This is a genomic window from Flavobacterium sp. B114r (assembly GCF_056824125.1).
This window is the reverse complement of the sequence record NZ_CP124858.1, coordinates 2,850,850-2,866,088: the sequence shown is the minus strand read 5'-3', so window position 1 is coordinate 2,866,088 and position 15,239 is coordinate 2,850,850. Positions and strand designations below refer to the sequence as shown.

Below are 15,239 nucleotides of genomic sequence, written 5' to 3'. Positions count from 1 at the left end.
AATAATAAATCATTAGTGGAATTTAATAACACAAATTCCGCTAATTAGCACAAATTATTTTTTTTATTAGCTCCGGCGGAGCGTAATATTTATAGCCAAATTTATACGGTTGAGTCAAAAGCTCCAGCGCAGCGATATATAGGCTTTTATTATAATTGCCAAAAATATGTCACCCCCGATGGGGGTTTAACTGAAATAAATTTTTATTTCTATAAATATAACGTCCCGCTGGGACTTCATACTATCTAAAAAACCAAAAATAGCTCCATATGAAACTAAAACCATTTATATCCATTTTGCTCTTTGGAAGCCTGTTTGTCAACGCACAAAATAAACCAACCATAAAGGAATACAAAAAAGTATTCACCACCTATCCATTTTCAGATCCGGATCCAATTCCTAAACCAGATACCAAAACCTATCCGTATTTCCGTTTTGATGGTTTTACAGATAAACCGGTTCAGAAGGAATGGAAAGTAATCGAATTAGAAAACGATTATATCAAATTAACGATTCTTCCTGAAATTGGTGGAAAAGTCTGGTCGGCGATAGAAAAGTCTACCGGAAAAGATTTTGTCTACAACAATCATGTCATCAAATTTAGGGATATCGCAATGCGAGGTCCGTGGACAAGCGGTGGTGTTGAAGGCAATTATGGTATTATTGGACACACGCCTAATTGCGCTACTCCGGTAGATTATACCACCATCACCAGAGAAGACGGAAGTGTAAGTTGCGTGATTGGAGTGTTAGATTTATTGACCCGAACTTCGTGGAAACTAGACATCAATTTACCAAAAGACAAAGCTTATTTTACTACAAATTCATTTTGGTTCAACTCAACAGAAGCAGAACAGCCTTATTATACCTGGATGAACACAGGAATTAAAGCTTCAAACGATTTACAATTTATTTATCCAGGTCAAAGTTATATTGGTCATAACGGCGAGCATAAGCCTTGGCCAATTGATAAAGAAAATGGCAAAGATTTGTCATTTTATAAAAACAATGATTTTGGCGGTTACAAATCCTATCACGTATTTGCTAAGTATGATGATTTCTTTGGCGGATATTATCACGACGAAGATTTTGGGATGGGACGATATGGCAATCACGATGACAAACCCGGTAAAAAAATATGGATCTGGGGATTGTCACAACAAGGCATGATTTGGGAAAAATTATTAACTGATACTGATGGTCAATATGTAGAAGTACAAAGCGGAAGATTGTTCAATCAGGCGAGCGAAAACAGCATTTACACCCCATTCAAACAACGCTCTTTCGCCCCTTATCAAACGGATTCCTGGACTGAATATTGGTTTCCGGTAAAACAAACTAAGGGTTTTGTAAAAGCCAATAATTATGGTGCCGTAAACGTAAAAAATGAAAATGGCTGGTTGAAAATTTATTTTTCTCCACTTCAGAAACTAAATGAAAAACTGGAAATTTTTGATGACGGAAAGAAAATTTATTCTAAAGATATTTCGGTTAATACCCTGCAATTATTCAAAGATTCGATTCAGGTTACGGTTGACGAGAATAAATTAAGATTAACACTTGGCGAAAATAAACTGGTTTGGAATTCAGCTCCCGAAGATGGAAACCTGAATCGTCCGGTAGAAATCCCTAAAGATTTTGACAACAATTCGGTTTATGGATTATACCTTCAGGGAAAAAATTATATTGCCTTTAAAGACTATATAAAAGCAGAAGAAAAGTTAAACGAATGTCTTAAAAAAGATTCAAACTATGCTCCTGCTCTGTCAGATCTTGCCTCTTTACAAATTCGCAAATTGCAATATAAAGAAGCAGTTGTTTCGGCAAGCAAAGCTTTGGCAATAAATACTTACGATCCTGCCGCCAATTATTATTATGGTCTTGCAAATTTACATTTAGGAAACAGCATCGATGCAAAAGATGGTTTTGATATTGCTGCCTCAAGTGTTGAATTTCGCAGTCCGGCTTTTACGGCTTTAAGTAAAATTTATTTTAGTGAAAATGATCAGACAAAAGCTCTTGAATATGCGGAGAAAAGTCTGTTGAGCAATCAATATAATTTAGAAAGTTTGCAATTATTAGCCGTAATCTATCGCCTGCAAAATAACACATCAAAAGCAACCGAAACTCTAAATAAGATTAATACTGTTGATCCTCTAAATCATTTTGTTGGTTTTGAAAAGTTTCTTTGGGACAAATCAGATGCATCAAAAGAACATTTCGCTTCTTTAATAAAAAATGAAATGCCGGAACAAACCTATCTTGAATTAGGAATTTGGTACGAGCAATTAGGACGTAAAGAGGAAGCTTTAAAAGTTTTTTCTCTTGCAGCTCCAAATCCTGAAATCATATATTGGAAAGCATTTCTGGAAAATAAAGCAGTTGATTTGAGCAAAATTCAACCCGGAATTAGTTTTCCTTTCCGAGGAGAAACGGCTGTTATTCTTGAAGACTTAATTACAAAAAATAAGCAATGGCAATTAAAATACCATCTGGGATTGATCGAATGGAATCGTAATAATATTGTAAAGGCGAAAGATTTGTTTTTACAATGCGCTAATCAGCCAAACGATCCTGCATTTTATGCTGCGAAAGCTTCCTTGTTCAAAGATGATTCTCAATTGGTAATTTCCAGTCTTCAGCAAGCCATTAAACTAGACAATCAAGGTTGGAGGTATTATAAATTATTGGCAGAACATTATATTATCCAAAAACAATATGATAAAGCATTGGCTGTTACGGAACCATTTTACAAAAAACATAAAGAGAATTATTTACTGGGAATGTTGTATGCTAAAACATTGTTATTGAATAAAAAATATGCTGCTGCAGATGCTTTCCTTACCAAACTGGAAATTCTCCCATTTGAAGGAGCCACAGCAGGAAGACAATTACATCATGAAGCGAAATTAATGCAGGCTTTGGCAGAAATGAAAAACAAGCAATACAAAAAAGCTTTGCAATTTATTGCTGATGCGAAGTTGTGGCCTCAAAACTTAGGGGTAGGAAAACCATATGAGCAGGATATCGACGAAAGAATGGAAAACTGGATGGATTATCTCTGTTATACAAGTCTTGGTAATAATAACAAGGCAACGGAATCATTACAAAAAATTGTTTCTTTTGAGCCAAAACTAGACAACACTGTATTGAATTTTTTACCGGCAAATCAATTGGTTTCTGCCTGGGCGATCGAGAAAACTTCGTCAGCACAAAAAGCAAAAGAATGGCTCCAAAATCAGGCTAAATTATATCCGGACAATAAAATTGTTCAATGGAGTTTATTGGTTTACACGAAACAACCATCAGATATTTTAACTGCGGATGAAAAAGATGGTGAAGTACGAATTATCGAAAAACTTTAAGCGCTGTTGAGCATACTATTTAAACGCATAGAAACATAGTTTATAGCATTTTAAAAAGATGTTTCACTCAAAATAAATCACATATAGCTATGTGTTTAAAAAATACACTTACCGAAAAAATAAACTTTACAAAAAAATAAAATGAACAAGCTATTTATAAAATATTCCTTTTTTAGCCTTATCTGCCTGATAGGTCAAAAAACAATGGCTCAAAGTGCAGACCAAATCAAAGATCCATTATCTATTTATAGAGTTACGGCATTAAAAGTGAATGATTTAGTTCACACCAAACTAGAAGTCTCTTTTGATTATGGCAAACGCTATTTGTACGGAAAAGAGTGGCTGACGCTAAAACCTCACTTTTACGAAACCGATTCTCTTACTTTAGACGCCAAAGGAATGGACTTTAAAGAAATTGCTATTATCGATGGAAAAAAAACTATTCCGTTAAAATATACGTATGATAACGAACAGCTTTTTATCACTTTAAACAGAAAATACAAAAGCACAGAAAAGTATACACTTTTCATTAATTATACCGCAAAACCAGAGGAACTAAAAACAAAAGGCGGTGAATCTATCACGGATTCAAAAGGATTGTATTTTGTAAATCCTGACGGAAAAGGCGATAAACCGGTACAAATCTGGACGCAAGGCGAAACTGAAGCTTCTTCGTGCTGGTTTCCTACGATTGACAAACCGAACCAGAAAACAACATCTGAGATTGCAATGACAGTCCAATCTAAATACACGACTTTATCTAACGGTAAATTGGCTTCGCAAAAAGACAATAAAAACGGAACCAGAACGGATATCTGGAAAATGGAACAACCCAACGCTCCGTACTTATTTATGATGGCTGTTGGAGATTTCAAAATCTACAAAGACTCTTATAATGGTAAAGAAGTAAATTATTATCTGGAGCCAAAATATGCGCCTTACGCCAAACAGATCTTCGGAAAAACTCCAGATATGATGAACTTCTATAGCAAAATGTTAGACGTAGAATATCCTTGGGCAAAATACGCACAAATTGTTTGCAGAGATTATTTCTCGGGTGCAATGGAAAATACTTCTGCCACTTTACACGGGGAATATGTACAGAAAACTGAAAGGGAATTATTGGATGATAATCAGGAAAGTACTGTTGCACATGAACTTTTTCACCAATGGTTTGGAGATTATGTAACCGCTGAATCCTGGTCGAACTTGACCATGAACGAATCGTTTGCCACTTTTGGAGAAGTACTTTGGCATGGTCATGATGCAGGACAAGATGCAGAAGACCGATCTCGTTATGAAAAACTACAAAACTGTTTGCGTTCATCCAAAGATGGAATAAGTCCGCCTTTAGCTCGTTTTCATTATAAAAACAGAGATGATATGTTTGATAATATCAGCTACTCAAAAGGTTCTATCATATTATATGCAGCAAAAAACCAAATGGGCGATGCAGCGTTTTTCAAATCACTTAATCATTATTTGACCACTAACGCTTATAAATCAGGAGAAACACATCAATTGCGTTTATCAATGGAAGAAATAACCGGAAAAGACTGGAGTCCTTATTTTAACCAATGGTATTATCAGGGAGGAAATCCAATCCTGAATATTGAATACGGATATGCCAACGGAAAAGCTACAATTGCGGTAAAACAAGTTCAGGATAATTCGGTTCAGACCTTTACACTTCCTCTTAAAGTTGATTTTTATGTAAACGGAACTAAAATCAGAAAAGATATTTTGATTGAAAAACGCGAACAAAATTTCAGTTATGACATTCCGTCACAACCGGATTTTATAGATCTTGATCCTGACAAAATTTTGGTTGGTCAGGTTATCGATAACAAAAAAGTAGCCGATTATTGGTATCAATACAAAAAGGTCCCATCGTATTATAATCGAATTGAAGCTATAAAATTTGCTTCAAAAGATAAAAGCCATGAAGCACAATTGATAGTATTGGCAGGTTTAGAAGATCAACAAGATGATTTGAGAGTACTTAGTATTAAAGCAATTGACTTAGGGGATAATCAAATAAAAGATGCTGCAATAAAAACCTTGCTGAACATTGCTAAAAACGATAAAAAGACAATTGCACGAGCAGCTGCAATTATAAAATTAGCTTCGACAAATGATAATTCATATAAAACATTAATAATTGAAAGTACCAAAAATCAATCGTATAATGTAATTGCTGCCGGAATCTGCGGATTATCAAAATTCTCAACTGACGAAGCTGACAAAGCTTTAGCGGCATTAGATGAGGATACAAAAAATCATGTAAATCCAATCATTAAAAAATTTAACAACCAAAAATATTAGGCAACTTTAGAGTCAAGTAAGGTTGTCTTGCAATTAGTATTTTTTAAATATTGTTTGTTTTTTGAAGCCCTCTCTTATCTGGTTCATTAGAGAGGTACTTTCAAAAAAAGAATAATTCCTTACAACTTTCAACCTAAACACAAAAAACTAAACGCAAAAATTAGAGTTTTCAGAGTAAATATTTATTGGTTAGTTAGTAGCACTAAGAGAGCGCAATTCTGAGCGCTCTCTTCTTTAGTTATACAAATTGCCCAAGTAATACTTAAAATAATAAAAAATGAAAAAAGTTTACCTTGCCTTCCTTTTTACTTTCTTTCTTTTATTCGCTGTATCGGCACAGCAAAAGCAAACTTTTGCTATAAAAGATGGAAATTTTTTACTGGATGGAAAACCGGTTCAAATTCATTCCGGTGAAATGCATTATTCAAGAATTCCTCAGCCTTACTGGCGTCATCGCTTAAAAATGATGAAAGCAATGGGGTTAAATGCCGTTGCAACCTATGTTTTCTGGAATTATCACGAAATAGCTCCGGGAGTTTGGGATTTTAAAACCGGAAATAAAAACTTAGCTGAATATATCAAAACAGCGCAGGAAGAAGGTTTATTTGTCATTCTTCGTCCGGGTCCGTATGTATGTGCCGAATGGGAATTTGGCGGTTATCCGTGGTTTTTACAAAATGTGCCCAACATGGTTATTCGCGGCAACAATGCAGCATATTTAGCCGCTACAAAAGCCTATTTTACCGAACTATATAATCAGGTCGCAGCTTTACAAATTACCAAAGGCGGACCTATTATTATGGTGCAGGGCGAAAATGAATTTGGTTCTTATGTTGCGCAACGTAAAGATATTGCGTTGGCTGACCACAAAAAATACAGCGCAGCCGTTTTTCAGCAGTTAAAAGATATTGGTTTTGAAGTTCCTTTCTTTACTTCAGACGGAAGTTGGTTGTTTGAAGGCGGGGCTCTTCCCGGTGCTTTACCAACTGCCAATGGCGAAAGTGATATCACCAAACTAAAAGAAGTTGTCAATAAATTCAATAATGGTCAGGGACCCTATATGGTTGCTGAATTTTATCCGGGCTGGCTGGATCATTGGGCAGAACCTTTCCCAACACAAACTCCAGAAGAAACAGTGCGCCAGACAAAGAAATATTTAGACAATCAGGTTTCTTTTAATTATTATATGGTGCACGGAGGAACAAACTTTGGCTTTACATCAGGTGCAAACTATGATAAAGAACACGACATTCAGCCTGACATGACTTCTTACGATTATGATGCTCCAATTAGTGAGGCCGGATGGGCAACTCCTAAATACAATGCTTTAAGAGAAATCTTAAAAACAGATAAAACGCCAAATGTTCCCGCAAAAATACCCGTAATTACAATTCCGAATATTACATTAACAAGTGCCGTTGATTTAGCTGATTTAAAATCAAAAATAACTCCGGTAATTGAGGCCAACCTACTAACATTTGAACAATTAAATCAAGGTGACGGTTATGTTTGGTATAGTAAAAAATTCACACAGCCTATTAGCGGAAAATTAGAATTAAAAGGATTACGTGATTATGCCATCGTTTATGTTAACGGAAAAAAAGTGGCTGAATTGAATCGTTACTATAAAAAGTACGATTGTGAAATTGAGGTTCCCTTTAATGCTACTCTGGATATTGTAGTTGAAAATATGGGCCGTATTAATTATGGTTCACAAATTAATGACAACAATAAAGGAATTATCAGCCCTGTAATTATTAACGGAGAAACAATTACCGGAGACTGGAAGATGTATAAATTACCTATGACTGACGCGCCTGATCTAACGTCTTATAAAAACTCTGCGAAACCCAACCGTCCCACTTTATACCAAGGCTCATTTAATCTTGCTAAAACCGGAGATACATTTCTGGACATGCGGGATTGGGGCAAAGGAATTGTTTTTATAAACGGAATAAACATTGGCAGATATTGGAGTGTTGGTCCTCAGCAAACATTATACTTACCGGGATGCTGGCTTAAAAAAGGCAAAAACACTATTGTGATTTTTGAACAAAAAAATGAAACCATTCAGAAAATTGTAAAGTCGATCCTTACTCCTATCCTGGAAGATCTAAAACCTGAAAAAGGTTTATAAATTAAATCAAAAAGCCATTCGATGTCGAATGGCTTTTTGATATATTTAATTCTTAAAACTACTTCCAGTTAAAAGTAATTTTCTTTTCAATTTCTGAGCTTAAACTTAAAAACACCGGACAAGTCATTGCTGCTCTTTCTAAGATAGTTTTGTTTTTTTCATCGTCAACACCCTGCATGTCAAAAACAATTTCGATTGCCCCAATTCTTCTTGGTTCAGCATTCATTATTTTCGTTACTTCGGCAGTCGAACCAATAAAATCTACATTTAAATCACGAGCTTTAATTCCCATGATCGTCATCATGCAACTTGCTAAAGCATTTGCAACTGTATCTGTTGGCGAAAAAGCTTCTCCTTTTCCGTTATTATCTAATGGTGCATCAGAGATGATTTCGCTTCCTGATTGCACATGAATTGATTTTGTTCTTAAATCTCCTAAATAGGTTACTTTTGATGTCATTAATTTGCTACTTTTAAAGTTAAGTCGGTATCGTAATATAAAATGTATACTCCTTTATTGGCGTGTCCGCCATCTTCTTTTTTATAAAATTGAAATTTATTGTCAACCTGTTCCGTTGTCATTAAATCTGCTGTTTCCTGATATGTTTTTCCTTGTACCAAACGCATCATCGTATCAAAAGTCACATCAAATCCGCGTGTTGCATATGTATTAGGGTTCACTTTATTTTTTAATCTGTATTCTTTATCAAAAATTAAAACTCCTGGCTCATCACTTTCGCGGGTTACAGAAGGATACATTAATTTTAGTTGTACTAAATTATCAAAACTAATTTCATCCGTATCAAGCGTACTGTTTGGCTCTAAAATAACCAGTTGTACCTGACATGTTTTTTTAGCATCAATCAGCGCTTTTATAGTCGCTTTTACCATAGCAGTATTTCCTGTTTCCATTACTACATAGTTCATTCTGTTTGGTAACAGCAAACTTTTTAGATTGGCTACATCCAAACCGCCTGTTTCTGTCAAAGCAGCAAAAACAACTCCTTTTTGGTTTTGTTTGATATAACTAATTACTGATTCTTTCTTTTTATCTACAACAGCCACTATGTTTCCGTTTTTAGAACGCATATAATCAAAAATGGCATTTCTTACAACATCATTCGAAGGGATTGTCTGGTACAAATTATCGATTGGATTTGCCTTATCTTTAGACAATGGAGAAATTACAGGAACATTATACATACGTAATGAATTGGCTGTAGCCTCTGCATTGTTTTGATAAAATGGTCCGATAATCGCATTGGCATCCTGCAATTTGTTTTGAGAGATTAAATTCGAAACATTCGATGTCGTTTTAGTTTCCTGAGAATCATAAATCGCAACATCAATTGGTAATTTTAAAGTTTTTGCAGAATCAATTGCCATCATTGCTCCTGAATAAAAGTCAAGAGTCATATTCAAAAACTTATCATTTTTAATACGTGTAGCTGTACTTGTTGTATCATTTTGCATTTTAGCTAAATTGAATGGCAATAATAAAACTAATTTTTTACGTTCGTTTTCACCTCTCTTTTTAGTCAGCTCCACCACTTCTGGATTAGCAGAAACTGTTTCAGATTTTACACGATCTACTATTTGTATACCACCTCCGGTATTTTCTGCTTGTTTTTCAATTGCTGGTGCTACAGGTTGCTGTTGTGCAATAATTGGAGATGGTGCTAAATATCCTGCAGGAACTTTTAAAACCATTCCTTCTTTTACACCTTCAGCAAGCGCCGGGTTTAATGCCGTCAGTTCTTCCTGAGTAATATGAAATGTTCTTCCTAAACTATAAAAAGTTTCTTTTGGTTTTACCTGATACTCCATATAGCTAGTCGCTTTTTTAGAAGTTTCAGCCGGTTTTACAGCATTGGTAACTGCCGGAACTGATGTTTCAGCTTTAGGAGCTTTTCCTTTTATCGTTAATCGGTAACCAATTGGCAAATTAGAAACAATTTCAGGATTGCGTTTTTCTAATTCTTCAATTGTTATTCCGTATTGTTTTGCGATCGAAAACTTAGTTTCTTTTGCTACAACATCATGATATACATATTTTTCCTGAACTTTCTCTTTAACCGTTTTTTCAGTTGCTGATACAGGTTTCGCAGTTGATCCTTTTGCAGGAATCACCAGTTTCTGTCCAATCTGAACACCAGTTTTTTCTAAAAAAGGATTTGCAGCTTTCAGAGCTCCGTCAGAGATACCATATTTTTTTTCGATACTGTAAAAAGTCTCCTTTGGTTGTACCTCATGAATTATTTCTTTTGTATTATTAACCGATTTTGCCACAGCTGTTTCAGGCTTAACCGCAGCAGATTTTGTACTACTGGCTGGAATCATCAAAACTGTATTGGCTGAAATCCCTCTTCTCGCATCTGGATTTAGTGCATAAATATCATAAGGTGTAACCTTAAATTTTACAGCAATTTGGTTAATAGTTTCTCCATTCGCAACGGTATATTTAATGACCTTCTCTTGTGAGAAAGCAGAAAATGTTACAAAAAAAACAAGAAATAATAATGTTGAATAATATTTCATAAATAAGACTTAAAACAATTTAATTTTTAATTCAAAAACAAGTTACTAATTTTTCTTAAAAGCAAGATTCCTGCCACTTGTTAATTCTGCGCAAATTATTATCTAAGATCAATTTCTACCTTAGCAATAATTATCTCTTTATATAACTCATCTTCTTCTTTTTTCTTGCATTTATAGAGCACTTCTTCCATATTTTGGTACTTATCTGAGTAAACATAGTACGAAAGGCTGTTTATATTAAAGAAGAAACTAGCGTTAAAATCACCAGAATCAATGAGTTTCATAATGAACTTATCTCTTAAAGAAGAGTCTGTAAATATACCTAAAACTAAGTAATAGCCGTTTGAAACTTCTCTAAGATTATCATAAACTTCAACCTTAACCGTTTTATCGGCTCTAAGCGGATTTTCTTTTAGCTCGCGCTGCATTTCTTCCAGTGAAACTTGTTTTGAATTTTCTGCTGACTTGGTTTTATCCTGATTTTTAATCGCCTCATCCTGATACTTTTTCAATTTTAGCAAGGCTAATTTATCATCAAACTTTCGTGCTTCCATACTATAATAGGTGGCTTTACTAATATGACGTTTTATTTCAATTGTTTTTTGAGTATCCAGCGAATCGATTTTGGCAATCAAAATTTGATTTTGTGCATCGCCTTGCTCCTGCTGTATTTTATACCGCTTTACATCTTCCAGCGAAAGACGTTGCTGTAAAGATGCTACATTATTATTCTTTTCGTTTTCCCTAATTTTCTTCTTGTATTCCTGATTCTCTTCAAGCGCAATTTTTTCTACTTTATTCATTAAGCCAGCGTATACCTTTCGGTTTTCAGCCAGTTCTTTCTTTAATTGAGAAGATAATTCACTTGTTTTTCCAATGCTTTGATAAGATTGTTTCTCTAATCTCTTTGATTCATCCACATTCAAAATATCCATTCTTTTTAAATCAACTAAATCATTATTCATTGTGTTGACTAACGAATCTAATTTTGCCATTAAAATATCCTGCACATTTTTATTCGCTTCGAGAACCAATCGCAATTTTTCGACTGAATTTTCTCTCGAACCGTTCATATCATTCAGATTCAATTTTAAATCATTAATCTTTATAATTTTCTGGTTCATTTCTTTCTGAACCACCAATCGGTCCTTTAGATCTTCAAGTTCAACTGTCTTGGCTTTACCTTTTTCAACTACAACTTGTTTTTCTGCAAGAGCCAGCATCAGTTCTTCACCTTCATTTGCCGGTTTTACTTCCTTAGTATTGATCGCTAATTTATTGCCAACAATGAGTCCGTTTACAATTTCAGGATTCTGAGATTCTAACTGATCGATTGAGATACCGTATTTTTTAGCAATCGAAAATTTGGTCTCCTTAGGTACAACCACATGAAAAATAGTTTCCTGATTAATCACGCGAACTCTTCCGTCTAAAGTTTTTCTTTTGTTTGGAATTGAAATTGCCTGACCAATCTGCAATCCGTTAATAAGAAGGTCTTTGTTTAAATTTTCTAAATCCTGAACAGAAACGTTATATTGTCTCGCAATACTAAATAAGGATTCCTTGGCAACAACCTGATGAATTGCCTTTGAAGAAGTTATAATTTCAGTTTTTGGAAGATTTACTGCACTAGGAATAATTAATTCCTGACCAATCTGAAGTCCGTTGGCAAGAACCGGATTTGTATTCTGAAGGGTTTCAACCGAAACATTGTATTGTTTTGATAAGCCAAAAAGAGTTTCTTTTGCACCAACAATATGGGTAATTTGCTGGTTTGAATTTTCTTTTTCTACGAAGTGAACGGGAATCTTAATAATTTGATTGTCTTTGATTCCGTTTTGCGACTCAGGGTTGAGTTTGTAAATTTCATCAATAGAAACCTTATATTTTTGGGCAATAAAATAAGCAGTTTCTCCCTTTTGAATTTTGTGTTCAATTATCGAATCTTGCGCAATTATCTTATTAAAAGACAAAATAAGCACAAGAGAAATCTTTAAAAGTTCTCTCATAAATAGTAGGTTATAAAAAATTAAGGCGTTACAAATGTAACGCCTTAATTTGAAATATAGTTTATTCCCACTCAATTGTTGCTGGCGGTTTTGAACTGATATCGTAAACCACACGATTTACCCCTTTTACTTTATTGATGATGTCATTAGACACCTTCATTAAGAAATCATAAGGCAAATGAACCCAGTCAGCAGTCATACCGTCAGTAGATTCTACAGCTCTAAGCGCTACTACTTTTTCGTAAGTACGCTCATCGCCCATCACACCAACACTATTTACCGGAAGTAAAATTGCTCCGGCCTGCCAAACTTTGTCATAAAGTCCCCAAGATTTTAATCCGTCGATAAAAACGGCATCAACATCTTGAAGGATTTGAACTTTCTCAGGAGTAATATCTCCTAAAATTCTAATTGATAATCCTGGTCCCGGGAAAGGGTGTCGTCCTAATAATTCAGGATCTATTCCTAAAGTAGCCCCAACTCTTCGAACTTCGTCTTTAAACAACATTCTAAGTGGTTCTACAATTTTTAATTTCATATAATCCGGCAATCCACCCACGTTATGGTGCGATTTAATTGTTGCCGATGGTCCTTTTACAGATACAGATTCGATTACGTCTGGATAAATAGTTCCTTGTGCCAACCATTTTACGTCTTCGATTAAGTGTGATTCATCATCAAAAACTTCGATAAATACACGACCAATTGTTTTACGTTTGGTTTCAGGATCACTAATTCCGGCTAATTCACCTAAAAAACGATCTCCGGCATCTACTCCTTTTACGTTCAATCCCATTCCTTTGTATTGATCTAATACATTTTGGAATTCATTTTTACGTAATAAACCGTTATTTACAAAAATACAATACAAGTTTTTACCGATAGCCTGGTGCAATAAAACTGCCGCAACAGTAGAATCTACTCCGCCAGAAAGTCCTAAAACCACTTTATCGTTTCCTAATTTCTCTTTTAATTCTCCCACCATTTCTTCTACGAAAGCACCTGGTGTAAAGTTTTGAGGAACTTCGGCAATATCTACAAGAAAGTTTTTCAGCATTTTTGATCCATCTGTAGAATGGAAAACTTCCGGATGATACTGAATAGCATATGTCGTTTCTCCTTCAATTTTGTAAGCTGCAAATTCTACATCGTGAGTACTTGCCAATTTTACTGCATTTGTTGGTAAAGCCTTGATACTATCGCTATGACTCATCCAAACCTGGCTGTTTTCTGAAACTCCGTTAAAGAAAGTTTCTCCTTCCTTAATATAAGACAAATTAGCTCTGCCATATTCTCTGGTATTCGAAGCCGCTACTTCTCCACCGCTAAAGTGGGCCAGGTATTGTGCTCCGTAACAAACTGCCAATAAGGGAAGCTTGCCTCGAATTTGAGATAAATCAGGATGTGGAGCATCTTCTCCGCGAACAGAAAATGGGCTTCCTCCTAAAATTACGGCTTTATAAGGTGATAAATCACTAGGAAAGTGATTGTAAGGGAAAATTTCGCAGAATATATTTAATTCGCGAACTCTACGCGCAATAAGCTGAGTATATTGCGATCCGAAATCTAAAATAAGTACGTTGTGTTGCATGCGCAAAAATACTTTTTATATTCCAAAATGAAAAATCGGAACTGTGAAAAAATAATATTTTTTTTCATTGTTCCGATTTTTAGGTATAAATATTCAAAGGGACAAAGGTTCAGAGGTTTAGAATCTACAATTTTATTAAGTCTTTTCTTTATTCTTTTATCCCGAAGCTTCGGGATTGCCGCTTTGAACCTAAAAAAAGAAAAACTTAATCCCTTAGAACCTTCAAATCTTAGTACCTTCAAAAAAAACCATAACTCGCCAAAAATCGTATTTAAGAAAAAACCATACCTATGAAATCAAAATTAATTGTCATTACCCTTTTATTGTCTTTATTTTTAAATTCTTGCAGTACCGTTGATGACCTATTGAGTTTTAATATTTCTAACTCAACCTCGATTAAAATTCAAAGCACTTTTCCTGTCAATCTGCCATCAGAGATTATTACACCAGATGTTACGACAAATTCTTCAGCCGAATTTCAAAACAATAAAACCAAGGCAGGTTTAGTAAAAGATGTCAAAATAAAATCGCTTAAATTATCAATCACTGATCCTTCAGATAAAACATTTACATTTTTAAAGTCCATACATTTATACATCTCAACAACAGATTCTGATGAAATAGAACTGGCTTATCAGGACAATATCAATTCCAGCACGAATACAATTGACTTAATTTGTACCGATGCCCGATTAGATCAATACATTAAAGCTGATAAATATAAAATAAGAACAAAAGTTACCCTAAAAGAAACCCTTACGAAAGATGTAACCGTAAAAGCAGATATGAAGTTCAGAGTAACGGCAGATCCTTTCTAAAAGCTGCTATCCCGAGGCTTCGGGAATGAGTTGCTAAGGTTAAGCTTTTAATAAAATTATTGCAGCTCAAATCCGTTTTTATCCGCGTTTTTACGAAGTAAATCTCTCTTATCCGCGTCAAAATTAGACGCTGATTTTACTGATTCGCTAAAGCGAAAACGCTGGTAAAAACGGATTTTTCTAATTATTTTCTTGATTAAACTGTTAAATAATTTTATAGATTCCCCCTTAACTTAATGACATTGCCCGTAGGGACTGAGTTGCAAAGCAACAATCCCGAAGTTTAGGGACAGAGGTAAACAAAGTGCAAAAACTTTGTCCCTTTGAACCTCTGTTGCTTTGAACCTAAAAAAAAAACTTTGTCCCTTTGAACCTTTGTCGCTTTGTGCCTTCAAAAAAAAACTTAGTAACTTAGAACCTTAGTCTCTCAGAATCTTCAAAAAAAATCCTTAAATT

At 34.7% G+C, this 15,239-nt stretch carries 8 protein-coding genes; 4 read left to right on the top strand and 4 right to left on the bottom strand.

The annotated features are described in order from the left end of the window. The first annotated feature begins 269 nt into the window (after positions 1 to 269). From QLQ94_RS12295 to QLQ94_RS12285, 3 genes are all read left to right on the top strand, one after another. The gene (locus QLQ94_RS12295) at positions 270 to 3,365 is read left to right on the top strand and encodes a DUF5107 domain-containing protein (protein ID WP_482499906.1); all 3,096 of its coding nucleotides are present in this window, start codon (positions 270 to 272) and stop codon (positions 3,363 to 3,365) included. A gap of 204 nt (positions 3,366 to 3,569) precedes the next feature. Further along, a complete protein-coding gene (locus QLQ94_RS12290) occupies positions 3,570 to 5,690 on the top strand; it encodes a M1 family metallopeptidase (RefSeq protein ID WP_271337100.1) in 2,121 nt (706 codons plus the stop codon). A 277-nt stretch (positions 5,691 to 5,967) separates the two neighbouring features. Continuing rightward, positions 5,968 to 7,827, top strand: a complete 1,860-nt coding sequence (locus QLQ94_RS12285; RefSeq protein WP_271337099.1) for a glycoside hydrolase family 35 protein — start codon at positions 5,968 to 5,970, stop codon at positions 7,825 to 7,827. 58 nt (positions 7,828 to 7,885) lie between these two features. Here the strand turns inward: QLQ94_RS12285 and QLQ94_RS12280 are convergent, their stop codons facing one another. From QLQ94_RS12280 to guaA, 4 genes are all read right to left on the bottom strand, one after another. Next, on the bottom strand, positions 7,886 to 8,287 hold the full coding sequence (locus QLQ94_RS12280) for an OsmC family protein (protein WP_427402868.1): 402 nt from the start codon (positions 8,285 to 8,287) through the stop codon (positions 7,886 to 7,888). Beyond that, positions 8,287 to 10,365, bottom strand: a complete 2,079-nt coding sequence (locus QLQ94_RS12275) for a LysM peptidoglycan-binding domain-containing protein (RefSeq protein WP_482499904.1) — start codon at positions 10,363 to 10,365, stop codon at positions 8,287 to 8,289. Before QLQ94_RS12275 ends, QLQ94_RS12280 begins: the two co-directional genes overlap by 1 nt. A 98-nt stretch (positions 10,366 to 10,463) precedes the next feature. Beyond that, complete coding sequence (locus QLQ94_RS12270; RefSeq protein ID WP_271337096.1) at positions 10,464 to 12,374, bottom strand: lytic transglycosylase; 1,911 nt, start codon at positions 12,372 to 12,374, stop codon at positions 10,464 to 10,466. Positions 12,375 to 12,435: 61 nt separating this feature from the next. Next, positions 12,436 to 13,965 carry a glutamine-hydrolyzing GMP synthase gene (gene guaA, locus QLQ94_RS12265; protein WP_271337095.1) on the bottom strand — a complete coding sequence of 510 codons (1,530 nt, stop codon included), beginning with the start codon at positions 13,963 to 13,965 and terminating at the stop codon, positions 12,436 to 12,438. 290 nt (positions 13,966 to 14,255) lie between these two features. Between guaA and QLQ94_RS12260 the strand changes: the two genes are divergently transcribed. Further along, complete coding sequence (locus tag QLQ94_RS12260) at positions 14,256 to 14,783, top strand: hypothetical protein (protein WP_271337094.1); 528 nt, start codon at positions 14,256 to 14,258, stop codon at positions 14,781 to 14,783. The last annotated feature ends 456 nt before the right edge of the window (positions 14,784 to 15,239 follow it).

Coding starts and splice junctions, on each gene's coding strand:
- QLQ94_RS12290 (WP_271337100.1), top strand. CDS start 3,570: ATGGCTCAAAGTGCAGACCAAATCAAAGATCCATTATCTATTTATAGA.
- QLQ94_RS12260 (WP_271337094.1), top strand. CDS start 14,256: ATGAAATCAAAATTAATTGTCATTACCCTTTTATTGTCTTTATTTTTA.
- QLQ94_RS12285 (WP_271337099.1), top strand. CDS start 5,968: ATGAAAAAAGTTTACCTTGCCTTCCTTTTTACTTTCTTTCTTTTATTC.
- QLQ94_RS12280 (WP_427402868.1), bottom strand. CDS start 8,287: ATGACATCAAAAGTAACCTATTTAGGAGATTTAAGAACAAAATCAATT.
- QLQ94_RS12275 (WP_482499904.1), bottom strand. CDS start 10,365: ATGAAATATTATTCAACATTATTATTTCTTGTTTTTTTTGTAACATTT.
- QLQ94_RS12270 (WP_271337096.1), bottom strand. CDS start 12,374: ATGAGAGAACTTTTAAAGATTTCTCTTGTGCTTATTTTGTCTTTTAAT.
- QLQ94_RS12295 (WP_482499906.1), top strand. CDS start 270: ATGAAACTAAAACCATTTATATCCATTTTGCTCTTTGGAAGCCTGTTT.
- guaA (WP_271337095.1), bottom strand. CDS start 13,965: ATGCAACACAACGTACTTATTTTAGATTTCGGATCGCAATATACTCAG.